At 64.7% G+C, this 24,992-nt stretch carries 18 protein-coding genes, 2 tRNA genes and 2 rRNA genes (1 of these 22 cut by a window edge); 2 read left to right on the top strand and 20 right to left on the bottom strand.

Annotated features, from left to right (window positions below):
* Positions 1 to 100: 100 nt before the first annotated feature.
* The 12 genes from FA89_RS07225 to FA89_RS07170 all read right to left on the bottom strand — a co-directional run bounded on the left by FA89_RS07225 (position 101) and on the right by FA89_RS07170 (position 14,181).
* The gene (locus tag FA89_RS07225; RefSeq protein WP_051938598.1) at positions 101 to 2,443 is read right to left on the bottom strand and encodes a carboxy terminal-processing peptidase; all 2,343 of its coding nucleotides are present in this window, start codon (positions 2,441 to 2,443) and stop codon (positions 101 to 103) included.
* 31 nt (positions 2,444 to 2,474) lie between these two features.
* Positions 2,475 to 3,473: a lipoyl synthase gene (gene lipA / locus FA89_RS07220; RefSeq protein ID WP_036139613.1), complete on the bottom strand. Its 999-nt coding sequence runs from the start codon at positions 3,471 to 3,473 to the stop codon at positions 2,475 to 2,477.
* Positions 3,474 to 3,486: 13 nt separating this feature from the next.
* Entirely contained in the window at positions 3,487 to 4,155 is a 669-nt protein-coding gene (lipB, locus tag FA89_RS07215) for a lipoyl(octanoyl) transferase LipB (protein WP_051938597.1), read from the bottom strand.
* 217 nt (positions 4,156 to 4,372) lie between these two features.
* Complete coding sequence (locus FA89_RS07210; protein WP_036139612.1) at positions 4,373 to 4,663, bottom strand: DUF493 family protein; 291 nt, start codon at positions 4,661 to 4,663, stop codon at positions 4,373 to 4,375.
* A gap of 14 nt (positions 4,664 to 4,677) precedes the next feature.
* Positions 4,678 to 5,895 carry a D-alanyl-D-alanine carboxypeptidase family protein gene (locus FA89_RS07205; RefSeq protein WP_036139609.1) on the bottom strand — a complete coding sequence of 406 codons (1,218 nt, stop codon included), beginning with the start codon at positions 5,893 to 5,895 and terminating at the stop codon, positions 4,678 to 4,680.
* 36 nt (positions 5,896 to 5,931) lie between these two features.
* The gene (locus FA89_RS20860; RefSeq protein ID WP_081916382.1) at positions 5,932 to 7,218 is read right to left on the bottom strand and encodes a septal ring lytic transglycosylase RlpA family protein; all 1,287 of its coding nucleotides are present in this window, start codon (positions 7,216 to 7,218) and stop codon (positions 5,932 to 5,934) included.
* A gap of 128 nt (positions 7,219 to 7,346) precedes the next feature.
* Positions 7,347 to 8,378, bottom strand: coding sequence for a lytic murein transglycosylase B (gene mltB, locus FA89_RS07195; protein ID WP_036139607.1), 1,032 nt, complete (start codon positions 8,376 to 8,378; stop codon positions 7,347 to 7,349).
* Between the two features lie 62 nt (positions 8,379 to 8,440).
* Complete coding sequence (gene rodA / locus FA89_RS07190; protein WP_036143844.1) at positions 8,441 to 9,532, bottom strand: rod shape-determining protein RodA; 1,092 nt, start codon at positions 9,530 to 9,532, stop codon at positions 8,441 to 8,443.
* 26 nt (positions 9,533 to 9,558) lie between these two features.
* The gene (gene mrdA, locus FA89_RS07185) at positions 9,559 to 11,592 is read right to left on the bottom strand and encodes a penicillin-binding protein 2 (RefSeq protein WP_036139605.1); all 2,034 of its coding nucleotides are present in this window, start codon (positions 11,590 to 11,592) and stop codon (positions 9,559 to 9,561) included.
* A complete protein-coding gene (mreD, locus tag FA89_RS07180; RefSeq protein ID WP_036139602.1) occupies positions 11,589 to 12,080 on the bottom strand; it encodes a rod shape-determining protein MreD in 492 nt (163 codons plus the stop codon). Before mreD ends, mrdA begins: the two co-directional genes overlap by 4 nt.
* Positions 12,077 to 13,093 carry a rod shape-determining protein MreC gene (gene mreC, locus FA89_RS07175; protein WP_051938596.1) on the bottom strand — a complete coding sequence of 339 codons (1,017 nt, stop codon included), beginning with the start codon at positions 13,091 to 13,093 and terminating at the stop codon, positions 12,077 to 12,079. Before mreC ends, mreD begins: the two co-directional genes overlap by 4 nt.
* A gap of 41 nt (positions 13,094 to 13,134) precedes the next feature.
* Entirely contained in the window at positions 13,135 to 14,181 is a 1,047-nt protein-coding gene (locus tag FA89_RS07170) for a rod shape-determining protein (RefSeq protein ID WP_036139600.1), read from the bottom strand.
* Between the two features lie 281 nt (positions 14,182 to 14,462).
* Between FA89_RS07170 and FA89_RS07165 the strand changes: the two genes are divergently transcribed.
* A complete protein-coding gene (locus FA89_RS07165) occupies positions 14,463 to 15,398 on the top strand; it encodes a carbohydrate kinase family protein (protein WP_036139597.1) in 936 nt (311 codons plus the stop codon).
* A 112-nt stretch (positions 15,399 to 15,510) separates the two neighbouring features.
* Here the strand turns inward: FA89_RS07165 and glpK are convergent, their stop codons facing one another.
* The 4 genes from glpK to FA89_RS07145 all read right to left on the bottom strand — a co-directional run bounded on the left by glpK (position 15,511) and on the right by FA89_RS07145 (position 20,533).
* Positions 15,511 to 17,016: a glycerol kinase GlpK gene (gene glpK / locus FA89_RS07160; RefSeq protein WP_036139595.1), complete on the bottom strand. Its 1,506-nt coding sequence runs from the start codon at positions 17,014 to 17,016 to the stop codon at positions 15,511 to 15,513.
* Between the two features lie 8 nt (positions 17,017 to 17,024).
* Positions 17,025 to 17,870 (bottom strand): MIP/aquaporin family protein, encoded by an 846-nt coding sequence (locus tag FA89_RS07155; RefSeq protein ID WP_036143840.1) that lies wholly within the window; start codon positions 17,868 to 17,870, stop codon positions 17,025 to 17,027.
* A 40-nt stretch (positions 17,871 to 17,910) separates the two neighbouring features.
* Positions 17,911 to 19,422 (bottom strand): glycerol-3-phosphate dehydrogenase, encoded by a 1,512-nt coding sequence (glpD, locus tag FA89_RS07150; protein WP_036139593.1) that lies wholly within the window; start codon positions 19,420 to 19,422, stop codon positions 17,911 to 17,913.
* A 340-nt stretch (positions 19,423 to 19,762) separates the two neighbouring features.
* Positions 19,763 to 20,533: a DeoR family transcriptional regulator gene (locus tag FA89_RS07145; RefSeq protein ID WP_036139591.1), complete on the bottom strand. Its 771-nt coding sequence runs from the start codon at positions 20,531 to 20,533 to the stop codon at positions 19,763 to 19,765.
* A 295-nt stretch (positions 20,534 to 20,828) separates the two neighbouring features.
* Here FA89_RS07145 and FA89_RS07140 point away from each other — a divergent pair, with 295 nt between their 5' ends.
* Positions 20,829 to 21,395 (top strand): YolA family protein, encoded by a 567-nt coding sequence (locus FA89_RS07140; protein ID WP_051938595.1) that lies wholly within the window; start codon positions 20,829 to 20,831, stop codon positions 21,393 to 21,395.
* 147 nt (positions 21,396 to 21,542) lie between these two features.
* Here the strand turns inward: FA89_RS07140 and rrf are convergent.
* The 4 genes from rrf to FA89_RS07120 form a co-directional block, all read right to left on the bottom strand.
* Positions 21,543 to 21,657, bottom strand: a 5S ribosomal RNA gene (gene rrf, locus FA89_RS07135).
* 124 nt (positions 21,658 to 21,781) lie between these two features.
* Positions 21,782 to 24,666, bottom strand: a 23S ribosomal RNA gene (locus FA89_RS07130).
* Positions 24,667 to 24,858: 192 nt separating this feature from the next.
* Positions 24,859 to 24,934, bottom strand: a tRNA-Ala gene (locus tag FA89_RS07125).
* Positions 24,935 to 24,949: 15 nt separating this feature from the next.
* Positions 24,950 to 24,992 (bottom strand) — tRNA-Ile (locus tag FA89_RS07120); it runs 34 nt beyond the window's last position.

The following is a 24,992-nucleotide window of genomic DNA, read 5'->3' as shown; positions in this document are numbered from 1 at the left end:
TGGAAAAATGCGCGTCGAGGCTAGCAGCGGCCGGGTGAAGAGGTGGTTTGGCGCATAAAAAAACCCGCGCCCTGGACGGGCGCGGGTCATGCGGCGGCGATCAGGGCGTGGGCGTACCTGCCGGCGTACCCGCGGCTGGCGCCACAGCCTTGTGCGGTACCTGCGCGGTCTGCGGCGCGTCGATCTTGCGACCGCCGTACGGCAGCACCTCGGCGGCGACCTTCGGATCCGCCTTGATCATGGCCACTTCGTCGCTGACGATGTGAGCGGCCTCGTCCAGCGGCGTGTCCTTGGCCTTCTTCGCGTCGGCTTCCTGCTTGATCTCCGACTTCAGGCTGCGCTCGTTGGCGTTGAGGCCGTCGTCGCCCGTGCTGTCGTCGGACGCGTCCGATGCGCTGCCGTCGCCACCGAAGATGGCTTTCCGGCGGTTGCGGAAGTCGGCCTGCATCGCCTCGTACTGCTTGCGCTCGGCCTGGCGGGCCGCAAAGTTGAGCGAGATGTCGGTCTTGTCGCGCAGCTTCTTGTACTGGGCCATCTCATCCAGCATCAGCTTCCACGCCGGCGAGGTGGCCACGCGGGCGTCGTGCTTCTGGTTGAGCGGACCGAAGATGGGCTTCAGATCGGCGACCGGCTTGTAGTCGGCCGGGTCGATATGACGCCACGGCAGCGCGTTGTCGTAGGTGGACTCGCCGAATTCCTTCGCGTCGCCGTTCTGCGGGAACTGCACGTCCGGAGTGACGCCGCGCAGCTGCGTGCTGTCGCCGTTGATGCGGATGAACTCCGCGATCGTCATCTTCAGCTCGCCGTACTTGGCGTCCTCGCCCGTCTGCGCCTTGCCGAAGCGGTCGAGGTCGACCAGATTCTGCACGGTGCCCTTGCCGAAGGTGGGCTCGCCGATGATGACGCCGCGGCCGTAATCCTGGATGGCGGCAGCGAAGATTTCCGACGCCGACGCCGAGCCGCGATTGACCATGACCGCCATCGGGCCGTCCCAGGCCATGCCCGGCGCGTCGTCGCCCTGCGCGTCGATCTGGCCGCGTGCATCGCGCACCTGCACCACGGGGCCGGTGTCGATGAACAGGCCGGTGAGCTCGGTGGCTTCCGACAGCGAGCCGCCGCCGTTGTTGCGCAGGTCCATGATGACGCCGTCGACCTTCTGCGCCTTCAGCTCGGTGAGCAGCTTGGAAACGTCGCGGGTGGCGCTCTTGAAGTTGGTGTCGCCGTTACGGCGGGCGCCGAAGTCCTGGTAGAACGTGGGCAGGTCGATCACGCCGATCTTGCGGGTGACGTCACCGTCCTTGACCTCGACGACCTTGGACTTGGCGGCCTGCTCTTCCATCGTCACCTTCTTGCGGACCAGGGTGACGATGTCGTGCTTGCCGTCCACGCCGGCATCGGCGGGCAGTACCTCGATGCGAACCGTGGTGTCCTTCTTGCCGCGGATCAGCTTGACCACGTCGTCCTGGCGCCAGCCGACCACGTCGACCATCGGGCCGGTCTCGCCCTGGCCGATGGCCACGATGCGGTCGCCGGCCTTCATCTTGCCGGATTTGAACGCGGGGCCGCCGGGCACCAGCTCGCGGATGGTGGTGTAGTCGTCGCGCGCCTGCAGCACGGCGCCGATGCCCTCGAGCGACAGGCGCATGGCGATGTCGAAGGCGTCCGCGGCGCGGGGGCCGAGGTAATCGGTGTGCGGGTCGGTGGAATTAGCGTAGGCCGTCATGAAGGCCTGGGTGGCGTCTTCATTGTCCAGCTGGCGCACGCGCGAGATATAGGTGGCGTAGCGCTTGTCCAGCGTCTTGCGGATGTCGTCGTCCGTCTTGCCTGCCAGCTTCAGGCGCAGCCAGTCGTTCATGGTGCGCTTGCGCCACACGTCGTCCAGCTCGGCCTGGTTCTTCGGGGCGGTGGCCTTCTTGCGGTCGAAGTTGAAGCTTTCGTTACCGCTGAAATCGAAGCCCTTGGCCAGAAGCCCGCGCGCGTAGTTCATGCGGTCCACAGCCCGGGTGATGTACAGGTTGAACACCGAGAACGGGGCGGTCAGGTCCTGGTTCCAGATCGCGTCGTCGAGCTGGGTTTTCATCGGCTCGAACCTGGCCAGGTCTTCCTGGGTGAAGAAGACCTTCTCGCTGTCCAGCGACTCGATGTAGGCCTTGTAGATCTTTGCCGACATGGCGTCGTCCAGGGGCTGGGCCTGGTAATGGAAACGCGTGAGGAACCGCGCGGACAGCTGCGATGCCTGGGCTTCGGCCGGGGTCGGCTTCAGCGGCAGGGTGGATTCCTTGCGCTGCGGCTCGGGCGAGGTCGCAGCTTCCGAGGCATCCTTCGGCTGGGGAGCGGCCGATTTGGTCGCGGGCGCGGTGTCCGGCTGCGGTTTGGCGTTCTGAGCGTGGATACCTGTCGCCGAAAGGGCGAGCAGGAGGGCGAACGCGGGACGAAGGATCATGTAATCGCAGCCTCGGAGTGCGTTGAAACGTTTATTCGACGACACCCGCGGCATGAGCCATGAGGTCGGCATGGTAGGAGGATCGCACTAACGGGCCCGAAGCGACATGGCCGAAGCCCATCGCCTCACCCGCCACGCGCAGTGCATCGAACTCGTCCGGCGTCCAGTAACGGACCACCGGGTGGTGATGCGCCGTCGGCTGCAGGTATTGGCCGATGGTGATCATGTCGACGTCATGGTTGCGTAGATCGCGCATGGTCTCCAGCACCTGGTCCATGGTCTCGCCCAGGCCCAGCATGATGCCGGACTTGGTCGGGACCTCCGGGTGCTGCGCCTTGAACCGCTTGAGCAGGTCCAGCGACCACTGGTAGTCGGCGCCGGGCCGGACCTCGCGGTAGAGGTGGGGCACCGTCTCCAGGTTGTGGTTGAAGACATCCGGCGGGAAATCCTTCATGACCTCCAGCGCGCGCTCCATCCGGCCCTTGCCGCGGAAATCCGGGGTGAGGATCTCGATGCGGATGTTTGGGCTGGCGTGGCGCACGGCACGGATGCAGGAGGCGAAGTGCTCGGCACCGCCGTCGCGCAGGTCGTCGCGGTCGACCGAGGTGATCACCACGTACTTCAGCCGCATGTCGCGGATGGTCTCGGCCAGGCGGGCCGGCTCCAGCGGGTCGGGCGGCTGCGGGCGGCCATGGGCCACGTCGCAGAACGAGCAGCGCCGCGTGCAGACCTCGCCCAGGATCATGAAGGTGGCCGTGCCCTTGGAGAAGCACTCGTGGATGTTCGGGCAGGAGGCTTCCTCGCACACCGTGACCAGCGAGTTCTCGCGCAGGCGCGCCTTCAGTTCCTGCACGGCATTGCCCTGCGGCAGGCGGACGCGAATCCAGCCCGGCTTGCGCAGCGTGGGCACGTTCGTGTCGAAGCCCGCGCGGTTGAGCGCGATCTTGTCGTTGCCGAGCATCTTCTCGCCGGGCTTGTCGACGACGGCGATGGGGATGCTGCGTGGGGAAGGGGAAGAGGTTTGGCTCATGACGGCTACGTCCTCAGACCGCGACGCGGGCGGGGAGTTCGGGAAGGGTAGGATCGGCGGCGACGGCGGAGAAGCCGAACTGCTTACAGAATTCCTGTACCAGGACGTCTTCCACGTCCACCAACCGCGACGGACCGCCCAAGTCTAACACCTGGGTGACTTCCAAACCCTTGTACCCGCAGGGATTGATGCGGTGGTAGGGGGCCAGATCCATGTCCACGTTGAAGGCCAGGCCGTGGAAGCTGCACCCGCGTCGGATGCGCAGGCCCAGCGCCGCGACCTTGGCCCCGGCGACGTAGACCCCAGGGGCGCCCTCCTGCCGTTCCGCCCCGATGTTCCACTCGCCCAGGGTATCGATGATGGCCTGCTCGATGCGGCAGACCAGCTCTCGGACGCCCACGCCCACCCGCCGCAGATCGATCATGGGGTAGGCCACGATCTGGCCCGGGCCGTGGTAGGTGACCTGGCCACCGCGATCCACGCGCACCACCGGGATATCCCCCGCGGCCAGCACATGCTCTTCCTTGCCGGCCTGGCCCAACGTGAACACGGGATCGTGCTCCAGCAGCCACAGCTCGTCGACCGTGTCGTCCGTGCGGTTGTCGGTGAAGGCGCTCATGGCCTTCCAGGTGGATTCGTAGGGAACACGCCCCAGCCGGCGGACGTTGAGGGGGAGGGTCATGGGGGACGGTTCGTAGGAATTATCGGGAAGTTGTGGGCCCGCGGCCCGGGAATCAAGGATTCCCGGCACATGCCCGCGACCGGTAGGAGCGCACGCTGTGCGCGAAAAGCCGTAGGAGCGCACGCTGTGCGCGATTGGGACGTGCCGCATCCCCGCTTTGTTGGCTTTTCGCGCACATCGTGCGCTCCTTCACCCACCCGTCCTGCGCGGGGGCGGGTTACATCGTGAAACGGATGTTCTCGTCCGCACGCAGCGTGCTGTGGGCCTCGAGGTATTTCTCACGGCTGGGGGCGACGAAGCTCACCGTGACCGACTGGTAGTTACCGGCGGGGGTGAGCTTGGTGGACAGGGTCTCGTGGAGCACTTCCAGGCCGATGCCGTGCAACAGTGCAGGCACGTGCTTGTCGAGACTGGCGGCGGCATTGCCGATCGCCGTGATCTCGAACTCGCCCGGGAACTGGAAGCCCTTGCCGTCCTTCTGTGCGTCGCTGAAGTCGATCTCGCGCATGGCCGGATGCCCTCTTACTTCTTGTCGCCGTCGCTGTGGAACCACAGCATGATGGTGTCCCACAGGCGGGAGAAGAAGCCGCCTTCGGGCGCGTCGTTCAGGGCCACCAGCGGCGCCGTGAGCACCGGCTGGCCATCCAGCGTCACGCGCAGCGTGCCGACCTGCTGGCCCTTCTTGAACGGGGCGATCAGCGTGGTGGGGATGTCGAGGTTGGCCTTGAGCTTGTCGTAGTCGCCGCGCTTGACCGAGACCAGAGCGTCTTCCGTGAGGCCCAGCGGCACGGTGTTCTCGGCGCCCTTCCACAGCTTGGGCGTGGCCAGCGGCTTGTTGGCCTCGTACAGCTTGTGGCTTTCGTAGAAGCGGAAGCCGTAGTTGAGCAGCGCCAGCGCGGCGTCCGCACGACCCTTCTCACTGTTGGCGCCCATGATGATGGCGATCATGCGGGCGTCGCCCTGCTTGGCCGAGGCGGCCAGGCAATAGCCGGCGGCGGCGGTATGGCCGGTCTTGATGCCGTCCACCGTGTTGTCGCGCCACAGCAGCAGGTTACGGTTGTGCTGCTTGATGCCGTTCCACTCGAACTCCTTCACGGCCGAGATCGCGTAGTCCTCGGGGAAGTCGTGGATCAGGGCGCGCGAGAGGATGGCGATGTCGTGCGCGGTCGTGTAGTGGTTGGCCACCGGGTAGCCGGAGGCGTTCTGGAACTGCGAATGCGTCATGCCGATCTGCTTGGCATAGGCGTTCATCAGGTTGGCGAACGCCGGCTCGGAGCCAGCGGTGTGCTCGGCCAGCGCGATGGCGGCATCGTTGCCCGACTGGATGATCATGCCGAAGAGCAGGTCTTTCAGCGGCACCTGGCTGTTGAGCTTGAGGAAGCTGGTGGAGCCGTCGGTGCTGGCACCGCCGCCACGCCAGGCGTTCTCGCTGATGGTGACCGGATCGGTCATGTGGATCTTGCCGTTACCGAGTTCGGCCGAGACCACGTAATCCGTCATGATCTTGGTGATGGACGCCGGTTCGAGCTGCACGTCCATGTCCTTGGATGCGATGATCTGACCCGTGTTGTAGTCCATGAGCACCCAGCTCTTGCCCTCGACTTCCGGCGGCGGCGGCACCGGCGCCTCGGGCACCGCCGGGCGGGGCACGGCGGTCGGACGGGGGGGCTGCTGCGCAGCGACGCCGGCGACGAGCGCGGCGGCGGCGAAAGCGAGGAGGGAGCGGGGCAGGAGCTTCATCGTTTCAACGGTCCAGTGAAATGCAAAAAAAGAAGGTCAGTCTACCGCGACCGACGGACGGGGCAGACCCATGCCGGCGATCTGGTCGGTCACGCGATCGGCCGTGTCGACGTCGGCCAGCGGCCCGACGCGAACGCGACGCACGCTGCGGCCACCCACGGCGGTCTCGATGACACTGACCGGCCCGAGGCCGGCTTTGTTCAACTGGTCAGCCACCCGGTTGGCATTGGCCGCGTCGGAAAACGCGCCGACCTGGAGGTAGATGGTGGGCTTTCCGGGAATGGCGGCCGTGATCGGCCCCTGGGCGGCCCCCGAGGGAACCCCGGTGTTGCCCGTCGTGGCCACCCTTGTACCCCTGGTGGCACCCGTGCCGGTACCGGCGCCCGCCAATGGCGGCAGGGCTTCCGCTGGCGAGATGCCGGTCATGCCTGGCACGTGGTTCTCGTCGTCGTTGCCGGTGGACGCCGCGCCGGTCGCCGGCGTGGCGCCGCTGACCGGCCGGGCGCTGCCCACCGCGGCGTTCCCGACCACGGCGGCACCCACGGGCACGCTCCCCACGGGCGCGGCAATCGCCGAGGACGGCGGCCGGGTCACGGCGCGCTCTGCGGTCGGCGCGGTGCGCGCGCCCACCGGCACGGCCGCGACGAACCGCCCCGCAGGCGGTGGTGGCGCGGTGATCGGCGCGGGCTTGGGCGCCGTGTTGACGTACGGCGCCCCGCGATCGCTGTTGGCCTCTGTCGGGTCGATGGCGCGGACCTCGACCAGGCCGGTGCCCTTGGGCCACACGCCGATCTTGACGGCGGCGGCGAAGGAAAGATCGATGATGCGGTTCTCGTGGAAGGGGCCGCGATCGTTGATGCGCACGATCACGCTCTTGCCGTTCTCGAGGTTGGTGACCCGCGCATAGCTGGGCAGCGGCAGCGTCTTGTGCGCGCCCGAGAACTGGTACATGTCGTATTCCTCCAGGCTGGAGGTCTTGTAGCCGTGGAACTTGTTGCCGTAGAACGAGGCGATACCGCGCTCCACGTAACCGCGCGGTGTCGGCAGCACGTTGTAGGTCTGGCCCAGCACGGAATAAGGGGTCTTGTTGCCGTAGATCGACCGCGGCTCCACCTTCGGCACCGGCTCGGGCAGCTTGCTGACGTCCGGAATCTCGGTGGGCACGCTGTCGGCACGCGAGCGATACCGCGAACCCTGCGACTTGCGGATATCGTCGTACCCGCCCCGCGACGACGATGAAGAGGACGAGCCCCCGCCACTGCTACCCCGCGAAGCCGGCCGCGTATTCTGCGCCCCGCCACACGCCGACAACAGCACCGCCATAAGCACCACCAAGCAGAACCGCCACCCGGTAGGAGCCCACGATGTGGGCGATCCCAAAGCCCCAGGCGACCCCGAAGCCACAGGCGATCCCCAACCGGTAGGCGATCCCAACGACGGCGCCCCCTCCCTCATCGCGGCGCAGCACCACCCGCCCGCTCGCGGATCGCCTGGGCGAGCTGGTTCACGGCCATGGCATACATGGGACTGCGGTTATACGTGGTGATGACGTAGAAGTTCTGGAACGTCAGCCAGTATTCGTCCCCGGCCGGCCCGTCCAGCCGAACCAGCTGGGCCTCACGCCCCGGATTGAGGTGCTGCACCGGAGCGAAGCCATCGGCCACGAACGACTCCACGGGCGCCACGGGACGCCAGTCTTTGGGCACCTCCGGCGCAGTCACACGGCCATCCGGCTGCGCACGCGCGGCCACCGGGCCGCCTCGCTCCCAGCCGTGCTCGACGAAATAATTGGCGATGCTGGCGAAGATGTCGCCCATCGAGCCCTTCATGTCGATCCGGCCGTCGTGGTCGTAGTCCACACCCCAGTCGCGAATGGACGAAGGCATGAACTGGCCCCAGCCCTGGGCACCTGCGTAGGATCCGGTCAGCGTGTCGATCGGGCCACCGAGGTGATTGGACGGCAGCTCCAGCAAGGTCTTCAACTGCTCGCGGAAGAACGGCGCGCGCTTGGGGTAATAGAAGGCCAGCGTGCTGAGCGCATCGATGACCTTCCACTTGCCGGTGTTCTTGCCGTAGAACGTCTCGACGCCGACGATGGCCACGATGTACTCGGGCGGCACACCGTACTTGCGACCGATGCCGTCCAGCAGGGCGCGGTGTTCTTCATAGAACGCGGCGCCCGCGGCGATCCGCTGTTCGGTCAGGAAGATGGGGCGGTAATCGCGCCACGGCTTGCCCTCGGCGGGGCGGCTGATCGCGTCGAGGATCGCCTGCTGTTTCTTCGCGTTATTCAACAGCGCATTCAGCGAAGCGGGACTCTTACCCGTGTCCTTCGCCACTTCGCGCACCAGTGCGTCCTGGCCGGGATGCGTTTCCGCATGGGCCGATGCCGCGACGATCAGGGGGAAGGCGAACAACGCGCCGGCAAGGCGCGGAAGACGACGTACGGGGCGTGCGCGACGCGCTGTGAGGGCTTCATCCATGCCGTGAAGGGTACCACGCGGTCGTGACGCGTCCGGGGCACGCAGCGGCCGCTGTTCAGCCATCAATCGTGCAACTTGCGGTTCGCGTGGATCGACATCAGCACGCCGAATCCGGTAAGCAGCGACACGGCCGAGGTGCCGCCGTAACTGACCAGGGGCATCGGCACGCCGACCACAGGCAGGATGCCCGCCACCATGCCGCCGTTCACCGCCACGTACACGAAGAAGCTCATGCCGATGGCGCCGGCGAGCAGGCGCGAATAGGTGTCGCGCGCGTTCATCGCGATCCAAAGGCAGCGGCCGATGATGAACGCGTACAGCAGCATGATGCCGATGACGCCGATCAGCCCGAACTCCTCGGAAAACACCGCGAAGATGAAGTCGGTGGTGTGCTCGGGCAGGAACTCCAGGCGCGACTGCGTGCTGTGCTGCCAGCCCTTGCCGAACACGCCGCCGGAGCCGACGGCGATCTTCGACTGGATGATGTGCCAGCCGTTGCCCAGCGGATCGGATTCCGGATCGAGCAGCGTGCGCACGCGGTTGCGCTGGTATTCGTGCAGGAACTGCCAGGCCACGGGAATGGCCCCGCCCACCGCGCCCACGATCAGGCCGATGCGCCACCAGGCCATGCCGGAAAGAAACAGCGCGAACGCGCCCGCACCGGCCACCAGCAGTGCGGTGCCGAGGTCGGGCTGTTCCGCGATCAGGCCGGCCGGCACCGCGATCAGCAGGCCCACCACCACGATGTCCTTCCAGCTCGGCGGCAGCTGGCGCGGATGCAGGTACCAGGCCACCATCATCGGCATGGTCAGCTTGAGCAGTTCGGACGGCTGGAAGCGCATCACGCCCAGGTCCAGCCAGCGGTAGGCTCCCCTGCCCTCGCCCAGCACGGCCACCACCACCAGCAGCGCGGTGCTGCCCATGTACAGCCACGGTGTCCACGAGCGCAGCACCGGCGGCGGAATGCGGGAAATGACCAGCAGCAGCACGCCGCCCAGCGCGAAGCGCGCCGCCTGCCCCGTCACCAGGCCGACATTGGCGTTGCCCGCGCTGTACAGCGTGGTCAGGCCCACGCCCGCCAGCACCATCAGCGCCAGCAGCAGGGGAATATCCAGGCGCGGCCGGCTGATCAGGCGCAGGCCGAAACGCTTCATGCGCAGGGTGAGGTTCTGGATGGCGCTCACTGGTCCTCACCGTTGTCGTCGGGGGGTGGTGCGCTGCTGGCGCCATCGGCGGGCTGGACGCCCTGCACGGGAGAGGCCTCGGGATGCTCGTCCGGATGGGCATCCGGCGACGCCTCGGGCGGTGCGTCGGAGGTGACGATCGGGCCCGGCGGCAGGTCGGACGGGCGCGGGCCGCCTTCGTCCACCGCCCACTGGTCGAGGATCTTGCGCGCGATGGGGCCGGAATCCGCGGCGCCCCAGGCGCCGGCTTCGAGCACAACGGTCGTTGCGATCTTCGGATCGTCCGCCGGCGTATAGGCGATGAACAGCGCACGGTGGCGCGTGGCCAGGTAGGCGGTGTTCTTGTTTTCGTTGTAGGCGTTGGTGGTGCGCGAGAAGCGCTCGGCGGTGCCGCTCTTGCCGGCGATCAGGTACGGGAAGCCGATGCCCAGCTTCCTGCCGGTGCCGGCACCGGAGTTGATCACCGCCTTCATGCCGTCGTTCACGGCATCCCAGTCCGCCTGCTTGCGCACCACGGACGGCCCGCTGGGCGGGAATGCCTGGCGCACGCGCGGGCTGTCCACGCCGTCCTGCGTATCCAGCAGGAAATGCGGCGTGTAAGGAATGCCGTGGCCCGCGAACGTGGCCACCGCGTGCGCCAGCTGCAGCGGCGTCACCGCCCAGTAGCCCTGACCGATGCCGGCGATGATGGTTTCGCCGGGGTACCAGCCCGCCTTGCTGCGCGTGGCCTTCCATTCGCGCGACGGCAGGATGCCGGGCACCTCGCCGACCAGGTCGATGCCGGTCTTCTTGCCGAAGCCCAGGCTACCCATCCACTGCGACAGGCGATCGATGCCCATGTCCAGCGCCAGCCGGTAGAAATAGGTGTTGGTGGACAACTCAATGGCGCGAATCATGTTGACCGTGCCGTCGCCGCCGCGCTTGTCGTCGCGGTAACAGCGCGACTGCCCCGGGATGCAGAACTCGCCCGTGGACAGCACCGTGTCCGATGGCCGGCGGATGCCCATGGTTAGGCCACCCAGCGCCAGGAACGGCTTCACCGTGGAGCCGGGCGGATACACGCCACGCAGCGCGCGGTTGTACAGCGGCTTGTCGGGCGAGGTGGTCAGCGCCTTGTAGTCGGCCGAGCTGATGCCGTTGACGAACAGGTTGGGGTCGAAGCTGGGCACGCTGGCGAAAGCCAGCACCTGTCCGTTGCGCGGATCGATGGCGATCGCCGCGCCAGCGCGGCCGTTCAGGCCATTCTCCGCGGCCTTCTGCAGGCGCACGTCGATGCTCAGGTAGATGTTCTTGCCGGGCGTCGGTGGCGTGGTGTCCAACACCGCCTGCGTACGCCCGTCGGCGTTCACCTCGACCAGCTCGTAGCCGGGCGCGCCATGCAGCAGTTTTTCGTAGGAGCGCTCGATGCCTATGCGGCCGATATGCGTGGTGCCCTTGTAGCTGGCCTCCTCGTCCTCGTCCATGCGGGCCAGGTCGTCCACGTCGATGCGGCTGACATAGCCGATGACATGGGCCAGCGACGCGCCCATCGGGTAACGCCGGGTGAGGTAGGGCACCACGTCCACGCCGGGGAAGCGCCAGCGGTTGACGTCGAAGCGGCCGATCTCGTCCTCGGTCAGCTTGAGCTTCAGCGGCACGCCCTCGAAGCGCCGGCTACCCTTCACCTGCTTGCGGAAGGTGGCGATGTCCTCGTCGCTCAGCGGCACGATGGCACCGAGGTTGGCCAGCATGGTGTCCATGTCGGCCACCTGTTCCGGCGTCACTTCCAGGCGAAAGGCCGGCACGTTATCGGCCAGCAGCACACCGTTGCGGTCGAAGATCAGCCCGCGGGCGGGTGGGATCGCGCGCGGCTTCACCCGGTTTTGCTCCGAGCGCGCGGCGAACTCGTCGTGGTGGTTCACCTGCAGGTTGACGTACTGGCAGCACACGGCGACCAGCCCGGCCAGGATCAGCGCGAACCCGGCCAGGGCACGGCGCCGGAACAGCGCCACCTCGCCCCGCACTTCCTTGATGGAGGCGCGCCGCTTCATGTCTCGTGGATGCGCAGCCGGGCGCGGAGGTCGTCCAGGATCAGGAACACGAACGGCCACAGCGCCGCGCCCACCAGCGGCGAGATCCAGTATTCCGCCGGCGGCGCCGGGTCGCCGCCGAGTACGCGGATCAGCAGCAACAACACGCGATCGTTGAGCAACAGGCCCAGCACGGCCAGCGACTGCTGCCACATGGGGAAGAAGCGCAGGCGCGAACGGAAGCGCAGCGCGATGAACACCATGGCGGTGAGGCGCAGGGCCTGCTCGCCCAGCAGCACGCCGTCGAACAGGTCGGCGCCCACGCCCAGGCAGAACGCCATGCCCAGCGTCACGCGATCACCCGACTGCAGGCACCAGTACAGCAGCACCAGCGCCGGCCAGTAGGGCTTGAACGGCGTCAGCGGCCCGGGCAGCGGGATCAGCATCAGGAACAGCGACAGCAGCAGCGTGGCGGCGAACCACAGCTGGCGAACCCGGATGCGGTTCATGGCGTGCTCCCCGTGGACGCGGCGCGCGCGGGAACGCGGCTGGCCGTCGGCGAGGTGACCGACGGCAGCGTCGGCGCCGCGGCGGCCGGCGTCGTGGGAGCCGCATTGGGGTCGGGCGCCAGGCTGTTCGACGGACCGACGTTCGGGGCGAGCGGCGGCGGCCCGGCCGGCTCGGCCAGGTCGTGCAGCAGCAGCACGTCCTCGCTGCGGTCCAGGTCGGCGGCGGGCCTGGCCTGCGCCGAGAGGAACGTGCCGGACGGCGTCTGCGCCACGTCGCGTATTTCCCCCACCGGAAAGCCGGGGGGAAAGCGGCCGCCCAGGCCGGAGGTAACCAGCTTGTCGCCGGCCTGCACGTCCGCCGAGACCGGAATGGTCGGAAGGGTCAGCATGTCGCCCGCGCGCGAACCGTAGGCCACGGTACGCAGGCCGGTGCGCTCGATGGTGACGGGAATCGCGTGGTTGGGGTCGGTGATCAGCATGGCCACCGAGGTGGTGGGCATCACGTCGACGATCTGGCCCATCACGCCGCGGGCGTCGATCACGACCTGGCCCTGCTGGACCTTGTCGCGGGCGCCGAGGTTGAGCACGATCCGATGCCGGAACGGGCCGAGGTCCACGCCGACCAGCCGGGCGAGCTGCACGTTGAGCGACAGGCTGTGCTGGGTGTCCAGCAGTTCCTTCAGGCGCTGGTTCTGCTCGGCCACCGAGGCCATGCGGTTGAGCTTGGCGTTGGCCAGCAGCAGGTCTTCACGCAGCCGCTGGTTCTGCTCGGTCAGGCGCTGGCGGTCGGCGAACGCCACCGTGGCCGCCTGGAAACCCTGCGACGGCAGGCCGGCGATCCGGTAGATGGGCTCGATGACGATGGACAGGCCGTAGCGCACGTTGCCCAGCCACCCGCCCCGATGGTCCAGGACCATCAGCACGCAGGCCAGCGCCAGGTAGACGATCAGGCGCAGCGTTCCCGCCACGCCCGGTGCGAACAGCGGCGACGATTCGTCGCGATTGAGGGCCATGGTTCAGCGCGCTCCGGCCAAAGCGCCGCGCGCGGCCGCCATCATTCGAACGCGAAGAAGTCGCTGCCGTGCTGGTCGATCATCTCCAGGGCCTTGCCGCCGCCACGCGCCACACAGGTGAGCGGGTCGTCGGCCACCTGCACGTGCAGGCCGGTTTCCTCGGAGATCAGGCGATCCAGATCGCGCAGCAGCGCGCCGCCGCCGGTGAGCACGATGCCGCGCTCGGCCACGTCGGAGCACAGCTCCGGCGGGGTCTGTTCCAGCGCCGCCTTGACCGCCGCCACGATGCCGGACAGCGGCTCGTGCAGGGCTTCCAGCACCTCGTTGGAGTTGATGGTGAACATGCGCGGCACGCCCTCGGCGAGGTTGCGGCCGGAGATTTCCATCTCGCGCACTTCGCTCTGCGGGAACGCGCAGCCCACTTCGAGCTTGATCCGCTCGGCGGTGGACTCACCGATCAGCGTGCCGTGGTTGCGGCGAACGTAGTTGATGATGGCTTCGTCGAAGCGATCGCCGCCCACGCGCACGGACTGCGAGTAGACGATGCCGTTGAGCGAGATGACCGCGACCTCGGAGGTGCCGCCACCGATGTCCAGCACCATCGAGCCACGGGCCTCGTGCACCGGGATGCCGGCACCGATCGCGGCGGCCATCGGCTCCTCGATCAGGAAGACGTCACGGGCGCCGGCGCCTTCGGCCGATTCCTTGATGGCGCGACGCTCCACCTGGGTGGAGCCGCAGGGCACGCAGACCAGCACGCGCGGGCTGGGCCGCAGCATGCGCGAGCGGTGCACCTGCTTGATGAAGTGCTGCAGCATCGCTTCGGTCATGGTGAAGTCGGCGATGACGCCGTCCTTCATCGGGCGGACCGTGGCGATGTTGCCGGGGGTGCGGCCGAGCATGCGCTTGGCGTCGCCACCCACGGCGGCGACGGTACGGGGACCACCGGGGCCACGATCCTGGCGGATGGCCACGACGGACGGCTCATTCAGGACGATGCCCTGTCCACGCACATAGATGAGCGTATTCGCCGTGCCGAGATCGATGGAGATGTCGTTCGAAAAGAGTCCGCGGAACTTCTTAAACATGTGCGGCGGGCGCCCGTTGCGGCAAAAAGTAAGCATGGAAGTCTAGATTGGCGCCCTCCCCCACGCAAGGGCGAAGCGGAGGCGAAGAAGTTAAGAAAGTCTTGTAAGTCCGGAGGATGCGAGCGGAAGCTGCGGCATTTCCGTAATTCTGTACGTGTTGGCCTGTCGCCTAAGGCGACAAATTTGGGTACGATCCGTCGGTTTGCCGAACCCCTCGCGTTCGGCGCTCGCGGCGGCCGGTTCACGGTCGTGCCATCACATCCTTCAGGGTTGCCCAACGCATGACTGCCGTTATCTGCGGATCGCTCGCCTACGACACCATCATGGTGTTCCAGGACCAGTTCAAGAACCACATCATTCCGGATCAGGTCCACATCCTGAACGTGTCTTTCCTGGTGCCGGCCATGCGTCGCGAGTTCGGGGGCTGCGCGGGCAACATCGCCTACAACCTGAAGTTACTGGGCGGCGAGCCGATGCCGGTGGCCACGGTCGGCCAGGACTTCGCGCCCTACCGCGCGCACCTGGAGAAATTCGGCATCCGCCTCGACGGCGTGCGCCAGTTCGACGACCAGTTCACCCCGCAGTGCTTCATCACCACGGACCTGGACAACAACCAGATCACGGCCTTCCATCCCGGCGCCATGTCCAGCGCGCACGAGAACCACGTGCGTGACATCCCGGACTACCAGTTCGGCATCGTCGCGCCGGACGGCCGCGAAGCCATGCTGCAGCACGTTGACGAGTTCGCCGCCCGCGGCGTGCCCTTCATCTTCGACCCGGGCCAGGCGATGCCGCTGTTCAACGGCGACGAGTTCCGCTCGATGATCGGGAAGGCCACGTACGTCATCGTCAACGACTACGAATCGCAGCTGCTGCAGCAGCGCACCGGCTGGAACGCCGCGGACATCGCCTCGAAGGTCACCGCGTACATCGTCACGCAGGGCCCGCGCGGTTCGCAGATCCACGTCAACGGCGAAACGATCGAGATCCCGCCCGCCCGCGAGCACAAGGTGGTCGATCCCACCGGCTGCGGCGACGCGTACCGCGCCGGCCTCATCTTCGGCATCATGAAGGGCTACGACTGGCCCACCGTCGGCAAGATGGCCTCGCTGATGGGCGCGCTGAAAGTCGAGCACCCGGGCACGCAGAACCAGTACTTCACGTACGATCAGTTCGCCGCGGAATTCGAAAGCCAGTTCGGTTACACGCTGGGCTGAGGCGCCAACAGGTGGCTTTTCGCGCACATCGTGCGCTCCTACATGGTCTGTGGCACGCCAGACGGTACGTGCCTTTGTAGGAGCCCACGATGTGGGCGATAATCGCAAAGCCTCAATTCCGCGGCTTGAACCCCATCGTCGCGGTCACCGCCTGCTTCCACCCTTCATACAGGTCGTCGCGCGTTTCCTTGGTCATCCCGGGCTTGAACTCGCGATCGACAGCCCAGCGCTTGGCGATGTCGGCACGATCCTTCCAGAAACCCACGGCCAGGCCGGCAAGATAGGCCGCACCCTGCGCGGTGGTCTCTTGCACCTTCGGGCGCAGCACGGTCACATCCAGGATGTCCGCCTGGAACTGCGCCATGAAGTCGTTGGCGATGGCGCCACCGTCGGCGCGCAGTTCCTTCAGTTCGATGCCCGAGTCGATCTGCATCGCTTCCAGCACGTCGCGGGTCTGGTAGGCCATGGATTCCAGCGCGGCACGGATGAACTGCTCCTTGGTGGTGCCGCGTGACAGGCCGAACACCGCGCCGCGGACGTCGCTGCGCCAGTAGGGCGCACCCAGGCCGACGAACGCAGGCACGAAGTACACGCCATCGTTGTCCTTGGCGCGCTCGGCATACGACTGCGAATCCGCCGCCTTGCCCAGCATGCGCAGGCCGTCGCGCAGCCACTGGATCACCGAGCCAGCCACGAAGATGCTGCCTTCCAGGGCGTATTCGACCTTGCCGTCCACGCCCCACGCGATGGTGGTGAGCAAACCATTCTTCGAACGGACAGCTTTCTCGCCGGTGTTCATCAGCATGAAGCAGCCGGTGCCGTAGGTGTTCTTGGCCAGCCCGGGTTCGAAGCAGGCCTGGCCGAACAACGCCGCCTGCTGGTCGCCCGCGATGCCGGCGATCGGTACTTCACGACCGAAGAAATGCTTGGCCAGCGTGTTGCCGTACACCTCGCTGGACGACTTCACTTCCGGCAGCATCGCGCGCGGCACGTTGAGCATCGTCAGCAGTTCGTCGTCCCACTCGCGCTTGTAGATGTCGTACATCAGCGTACGCGAGGCGTTGGTGTAGTCGGTGACGTGCACCTTGCCGCCGGTGAGGTTCCAGATCACCCAGGTATCGATGGTGCCGAACAGCAGCTCGCCCGCTTCGGCACGCGCCTGCGCACCCTCCACGTGGTCGAGGATCCAGCGCACCTTGGTGCCGGCGAAATAGGCGTCGATCAGCAGGCCGGTCTTCTCGCGCACCATCTCGTCATGGCCGGCGGCCTTGAGCTTCTCGCAGATGTCGGCGGTCTGCCGCGACTGCCACACGATGGCGTTGTAGATCGGCTGGCCGGTCTTCTTGTCCCACACCACCGCCGTCTCGCGCTGGTTGGTGATGCCGATGCCCTCGATGCAGCTGGCGTCGATGCCGGAGCTGCTGATGACTTCGGTCATCGTCGACAGCACGCTGGTCATGATCTCGCGCGGGTTGTGCTCCACCCAGCCCGGCTGCGGGAAGATCTGCGGGAACTCGCGCTGCGCCGTGCCGGCGATGTTGCCGTCGTGATCGAACAGGATGGTGCGCGAGCTGGTGGTGCCCTGGTCGATAGCGAGGATGTATTTCTGCTTGTCCATCTGGGGCCTCACTGAATGGTCGAATGGGAAGACGTGCCGCGCGCCGCGGCCTGGCGCGCTTCTTCGAGCGCACGCTGGCGGGCCGGCAGGAACGGATGGATCAGCAGCTGGTAGGCACCACCACCGACCACGCCGCCGATCAGTGGGCCGACGATCGGCACCCACCAGTAGTTATCCGGCGACGGCAGGGCGGACGAACCCCAACCGGCGAAGTAGGCGAACAGGCGCGGGCCGAAGTCGCGCGCCGGGTTGATCGCCCACGCTTCCAGGTAACCCATCGACGCACCGATGGTGGCCACCAGCAGGCCGATGATCAGCGCGCCGTTGTTGGCGCCCGGGGCGGTCTCGTTGTACTGCTCGGTAATGGCGAAGATGCCGAACAGCAGGAAGGCGGTGAGGATGATCTGGTCAGTCAGCGCATGCATGGGCGTAATGGCCAGGCCCGGATGCGTGAAGAACACGCCGGCGGCGCCGCCCGCTTCACGGGTGAGGTTGTGCGTGGCGTTGAAGTGGTCGATCACCGGCCCGAACAGGGCGTAGACGATGGCCGCACCGAGGAACGCACCGATCACCTGCGCGATCCAGTAAGGCACCACCTTCTTCCACGAGAAGTTGCGGAAGACGGCCAGCGCCAGGGTCACCGCCGGATTGGCGTGCGTACCCGACACCGATGCCGTTGCATAAATCGCGATGGTGACGGCAAGGCCCCACGCGATACACACGCCCCAGTAGGCGTTGAGGTAGGGACTGGGGTCGTAGAGCACATACATGCACGCTACGGAATCGCCGAAGGCGATGATGATGAACATCGCCACGGCTTCGGATATCAACTCACCAATATTTTGTCGCATGATCCGTCTCTCCATCGGTTTCATGGCTGGCAGCGCGCTAGCGCTACGGTTGGGTGGCGCGCCCCTGCGGGACACGCTGATTGAGGTACTCGGTAAGGCGCTGCACGTCGTCCTTGCCGACATGCAGGCCGATCTTGCTGCGACGCCAGAGGATGTCCTCGGCCTCGGTCGCCCATTCGTGACGGATCAGGTAGTCCACTTCGGCCTGATAGAGGTCCGCGCCGAAATGCGTGCCCAGCGCCGCCAGGCCATTGGCTTCGCCCAACAGGTCGCGAGCTCGCGTGCCGTACAGGTGTGTCAAGCGCCAGGCAAAGCGCTCGGTCAGCCACGGCCGCGACGCACGGAGATCGTCCGTCAGCGCGTCGATGTCGCGCTCGCCGCCGCCGGGCAGCGGACGGGCATCCGCCGTCCAGGCCGGCTTGTCGTTGCCCAGCAGCGGAGCCAGCTTATCGACGGCTTCCTCGGCCAGCTTGCGGAACGTGGTCAGCTTGCCGCCGAAGACGTTGAGCAGCGGCGGGCCGTTCTGGTCGATGTCCAGCAGGTAGTCGCGCGTGACTTCCGACGCACTGCCCGATTCGTCCTGCAGGAGGGGCCGCACGCCGCTGTAGCTCCACACGACGTCGTCAGGGGTGAGCTGCTTCTTGAAGTAGCGGTTGGCCGCCTCGCAGAGGTACTGGATTTCCTCGGCATCGATCTTGGGCTTCGACGGGTCGGCCTTGTATTCGATATCCGTGGTGCCGACCAGCGTGAAGTCGCGCTCGTACGGAATGGCGAACACGATGCGACGATCCGGCTGTTGGAAGATGTAGGCGTAGCGGTGATCGTAGATCTTCGGCACGACGATGTGGCTGCCCTTGATCAGGCGCAGCGAGTGCGAATGCTTCAGGTGGGCCACGTCGTCGAGGAAGCTGGCGGCCCAGGGCCCCGCCGCATTGACCAGCGCACGCGCCCTGACGAAGTGACGGCTGCCGTCGCGCGACTCCAGCTCGGCGATCCACCCATCGCCGTCACGGCGCGCGCTCACACAGCGCGTGTGGGTCTCGACCTTGGCGCCACGCTGCACCGCGTCCATCGCGTTGAGCACCACCAGGCGGGCATCCTGCACCCACGCGTCGGAGTACACGAAGCCCACCGAGAAATCGTCACGCATCGGCTCGCCGGTGACATGCTTGGCAAAGCGCACGCGGCGCGAGCCCGGCAGCGTGCGCCGGCCACGGCCCAGGTGATCGTAGAGGAACAGCCCGATACGGATCATCCAGGCAGGGCGCAGGTGCGGCTGGTGCGGCAGCACGAAGCGCAGGGGCCAGATGATGTGGGGTGCCGCGCGCAGCAGCACCTCGCGCTCGGCCAGCGCCTTGCCGACCAGGGCGAACTCGAACTGCTCGAGGTAACGCAGACCGCCGTGGATCAGCTTGGTCGACGCACTCGAGGTATGGGACGCCAGATCGTCGCGTTCGCACAGCCACACCGAGAGCCCACGGCCCACGGCGTCACGGGCGATACCGACGCCATTGACGCCGCCGCCCACCACCAGAACATCGACCTGCTCGACCATTGCACCACCCCACTTGGCTGGAGGCGTTGCCCTACCGAAACGAGGACACCCTACGCTCGGGTACGTTCGTTCGCGACGGGCCGGAAGGGCCTGGGAGAGCGAAAACGAACAATCCATGACTCGGCAGGGCGACACCTGCGTTGAAATGAGCATATTCGAACACAAACGAACATCGCACGCTGCAGTGCAGCGTACCGATGCGTTTTCCTATGGGGTGGACTCACGCCGGTACCGGCGAGTCCTGGCTGCCATGCGGCCGTCCGCCGTTCATAGGCAGGAGCTAACCTGATGTTTACGCGGGTATAAGAGGCACCTTGGCCTCCCGAAGGCGCAGTTCGGCTCAGTCCGCGACGTAGAGCCGCGTGCCCGCCGCTTCCAGCACAGGCAACAAGGCCTCGGGCGGCGGCCGGTCGGTAAACCATGCGTCGACACGGCTGAAGTCGCCGAGGCGCACCATGGCGTTACGGCCGATCTTGGTATGGTCGGCGCCGAGGAGCACCTGGCGGGAGTGTTCGATGATGGCCTGGGCCACCCGCACTTCGTGGAAGTCGAAATCCAGCAGGGTGCCGTCGAGCTCGATACCCGATATACCGATGATGCCGAAGTCCACCTTGAACTGGCGGATCAGCTCGATGGTCGCTTCTCCCGTCACTCCGTGGTCCCGGCCACGAACCACGCCGCCGGCGACGATCACCTCGAACGTAGGGTTGTCGCTCAGCAGCAACGCGATATTGAGGTTGTTGGTAATGACGCGCAGATCGCGGTGGTCGAGCAACGCGCGCCCTACTCCCTCGTTCGTGGTGCCCAGGTTGATGAAGAGGGATGAGCCATCCGGGATCTGTCGCGCGATGGCCTCGGCGATGCGGCTCTTTTCCACCGCCTGCAGCGTCTGCCGTGCCGCGTAGGCTACGTTCTCTACACTGCTGGCCGGCACACTGACGCCACCGTGGTAGCGGCGGATAAGGCCGCCGTCGGACAAGAGGTTGAGGTCCCTACGGATCGTCTGTGGCGCCACGTCGAAATGGCTGGCCAGTTCGTCGACACCGACGAAGCCTTCGCGCTGCACGATCGCGACCAGTTCCTCCTGCCTGCGGTTGAGACGTGTATCCATGGCGTTTTCCTTGCTGCACGACGCGCCAACATCATGCCGACTAATCACGCGGGTGTCATGTTGCACCGGCGATCCACGCAAACCCTTCGCGATTGAACGGACGTTTGCCCATTCAGCGCAGCGCTGATGCCCATATCCGACATTCGCACGCGACATGGCGGGCGATCCTTATCGCGTAGTGCATGGGCAGATTGCCGTGCACCGCGTGTAGCGCACCGACAAGCGCGCTATGTCCGCACGCTGCCCACCGATCAGGCGCGCAGCGTATGTTTCGCTTTATGGAAAGGAACCACGTTTGAACTCCGTACGTTTTGCACTTTGTACCCTCGCGTTCGCCGCCACCGCAGCCACGCGTATCCAGGCCCAGGAAGGCGCCTCATCCACGTCGCGCGTGATGACCGCACTGCCTTCGCTCGCCGCGGAAGGCCGTGTTCTGCCCACGCCACCGATGGATTTCGCTGTGATGCCGGTGCCTCGCGCACCCGCGCCTGCCCTGTCCAGCATCCGTGTCTACGCGGTCGGTTCGACGGCTTGCGGTTGGGAATACACCAACGGCAACAGCAGCACGACCTGTAATCACGGCGGTGGCGAGCTACGCGTGGCGATCATCGAGATCGGCTACGGCGCCAACCCGATCGCGTCGATGGATGGCGGTCAGCTGCCACGCTCAGCCCGCTACGCAAGCACCGGTATCTGCATCACCGGCACGCAGTACACCTGGCCATGCACGCCGGGCCAGACCGTCGTTGGTTGGCTCGACGAGTACAACGTGGACGGTCATGAGTCAGGGTACTTCCAGTACCAGAACACGTCGACTAACGCGCCGTACAACACGCTGTATACGCAGATCAACATCCTTTGACCGCGTAAAGCAAAGGCCTCCCTGGGTGGGGAGGCCTTCTGGTCGGTTGGCTGGAGCACGTTCGCGATGACGTACTGCAAGTCTTGCGCTGTGCGCGGACAAAAAGAAAACCCGGTCTCAGATGAGACCGGGTTTCCGGGATAAAGCCCCTGGCGGTGACCTACTCTTGCATGGCTTGAGCCACACTACCATCGGCGCATGCGCGTTTCACTTCTGAGTTCGGGAAGGGATCAGGTGGTACCACGCCGCTATGGCCGCCAGGGAAGGGGTGGGAGCAGCGCTTTTCGAGCGCCGGCTCCACAGAGGGTGTAAACGAGTGACAAGCGTCCGGGTTTTAATCGAACAGCGAGTTAAGAGATTAAGACGGTGAAGCGTCTTGGGGTTATATGGTCAAGCCTCACGGCTCATTAGTACACGTAAGCTCAATGCATTGCTGCACTTCCACACCGTGCCTATCAACCACCTAGTCTTGATGGTGCCTTAAGGAGAGTCTAGCTCTCGGGAGATCTCATCTTGGGGCGTGCTTCCCGCTTAGATGCTTTCAGCGGTTATCACTTCCGTTCGTAGCTACCGGGCAATGCCATGGGCATGACAACCCGAACACCAGCGGAACGTCCACTCCGGTCCTCTCGTACTAGGAGCAGCCCCCCTCAAATCTCCAACGCCCACGACAGATAGGGACCGAACTGTCTCACGACGTTCTGAACCCAGCTCGCGTACCACTTTAAATGGCGAACAGCCATACCCTTGGGACCGGCTACAGCCCCAGGATGTGATGAGCCGACATCGAGGTGCCAAACACCGCCGTCGATATGAACTCTTGGGCGGTATCAGCCTGTTATCCCCGGAGTACCTTTTATCCGTTGAGCGATGGCCCTTCCATACAGAACCACCGGATCACTAAGACCTACTTTCGTACCTGCTTGATCCGTCGATCTCGCAGTCAAGCACGCTTATGCCTTTGCACACAGTGCGCGATGTCCGACCGCGCTGAGCGTACCTTCGTGCTCCTCCGTTACTCTTTGGGAGGAGACCGCCCCAGTCAAACTACCCACCATACATGGTCCCCGATCCGGATTACGGACCTAGGTTAGAACGTCAAGCACTTCAGGGTGGTATTTCAAGGATGGCTCCACCGAAACTAGCGTCTCGGTTTCATAGCCTCCCACCTATCCTACACAGAAGAACTCAACGTTCAATGTAAAGCTATAGTAAAGGTTCACGGGGTCTTTCCGTCTTGCCGCGGGAACGCTGCATCTTCACAGCGATTTCAATTTCACTGAGTCTCGGGTGGAGACAGCGCCGCTGTCGTTACGCCATTCGTGCAGGTCGGAACTTACCCGACAAGGAATTTCGCTACCTTAGGACCGTTATAGTTACGGCCGCCGTTTACTGGGGCTTCGATCAAGAGCTTCGCCTTGCGGCTGACCCCATCAATTAACCTTCCAGCACCGGGCAGGCGTCACACCCTATACGTCCACTTTCGTGTTTGCAGAGTGCTGTGTTTTTGATAAACAGTCGCAGCGGCCAGGTTACTGCGACCCCTCGATGCTCAGTCACGCACGTGACCACACCAAGGGGCGCACCTTCTCCCGAAGTTACGGTGCCATTTTGCCTAGTTCCTTCACCCGAGTTCTCTCAAGCGCCTTGGGATTCTCACCCTGCCTACCTGTGTCGGTTTGCGGTACGGTTTTTCTACAGCTGAAGCTTAGTGGCTTTTCCTGGAAGCGTGGTGTCAGTCACTTCGTCCTCATAGGACTCGTCTCGGTGCTCGGCATAAAGATTCCCGGATTTGCCTAAGAATCATGCCTACCGCCTTTCCCCAGGACAACCAACGCCTGGTAGACCTAACCTTCTCCGTCCCCACATCGCACTGTAGAAAAGTGCAGGAATATTAACCTGCTTCCCATCGACTACGCATTTCTGCCTCGCCTTAGGGGCCGACTCACCCTGCGCCGATGAACGTTGCGCGAGGAAACCTTGGGCTTTCGGCGGGGAGGCTTTTCACCCCCCTTATCGTTACTCATGTCAGCATTCGCACTTCCGATACCTCCAGCAAGCCTTACGACTCACCTTCACAGGCCTACGGAACGCTCCTCTACCGCGTACAGATCAAAATCTGTACACCCCGAGCTTCGGTGCATAGCTTAGCCCCGTTAAATCTTCCGCGCAGACCGACTCGACCAGTGAGCTATTACGCTTTCTTTAAAGGATGGCTGCTTCTAAGCCAACCTCCTGGCTGTCTATGCCTTTCCACATCGTTTTCCACTTAGCTATGACTTTGGGACCTTAGCTGCGGGTCTGGGTTGTTTCCCTTTTCACGACGGACGTTAGCACCCGCCGTGTGTCTCCCGTGTATCACGTGTTGGTATTCGGAGTTTGCCATGGTTTGGTAAGTCTCAATGACCCCCTAGCCATAACAGTGCTCTACCCCCAACAGTGTTCGCACGAGGCGCTACCTAAATAGCTTTCGAGGAGAACCAGCTATCTCCGAGTTTGTTTAGCCTTTCACTCCGATCCTCAACTCATCCCCATCTATTGCAACAGATGTGGGTTCGGTCCTCCAGTGCGTGTTACCGCACCTTCAACCTGGTCAAGGATAGATCACTCGGTTTCGGGTCTACTGCCAGAGACTATTCGCCCTATTCAGACTCGGTTTCCCTTCGCCTCCCCTATACGGTTAAGCTTGCCACTGACAGTAAGTCGCTGACCCATTATACAAAAGGTACGCAGTCACCCTTGCGGGCTTCCACTGCTTGTACGTATACGGTTTCAGGGTCTATTTCACTCCCCTCTCCGGGGTTCTTTTCGCCTTTCCCTCACGGTACTAGTTCGCTATCGGTCAGTCAGGAGTATTTAGCCTTGGAGGATGGTCCCCCCATGTTCAGACAGGGTTTCACGTGCCCCGCCTTACTCAATTTCATGCCATGCACCCTTTCGTCTACCGGGCTATCACCGTCTACGGCCAGCTTTTCCACGCTGTTCGACTAGAATGTACGACACTTTTGGGCTAGTCCGCGTTCGCTCGTCGCTACTGACGGAATCTCGGTTGATTTCTTTTCCTCCGGGTACTTAGATATTTCAGTTCCCCGGGTTCGCTTCGTACAGCTATGTATTCACTGCACGATACCGCCTAAGCGGTGGGTTTCCCCATTCGGACATTGCCGGATCAAAGCTTGTTGCCAGCTCCCCGACACTTTTCGCAGGCTGCCACGTCCTTCATCGCCTCTGACTGCCAAGGCATCCACCGTATACGCTTAGTCGCTTGACCATATAACCCCAAGTCGCCTCGGGGCCATATACATCCAGCCACTTCGTTTCGCCTTAACACTTATCTCGGTTCGGTTTGAACCAAGACGCTTGTCACTCGTTTACATGTTTTCAAAGAACACCACACCGGCCTCAATGCCGGATGGCTTCAAATTCAATCTTTGTGTGCGTACACATCCATTTAAACCAAAACTGGTGGAGCCTGTCGGGATCGAACCGACGACCCTCTGCTTGCAAAGCAGATGCTCTCCCAGCTGAGCTAAGGCCCCATAAGTGATCTCAAGTGGTGGGTCTGGGTGGACTCGAACCACCGACCTCACCCTTATC

It is taken from the genome of Luteibacter sp. 9135 (assembly GCF_000745005.1).
Classification (GTDB): Bacteria; Pseudomonadota; Gammaproteobacteria; order Xanthomonadales; family Rhodanobacteraceae; genus Luteibacter.
The sequence above is the reverse complement of the archived record's forward strand: the minus strand, read 5'-3'. Positions and strand labels throughout refer to the sequence as shown.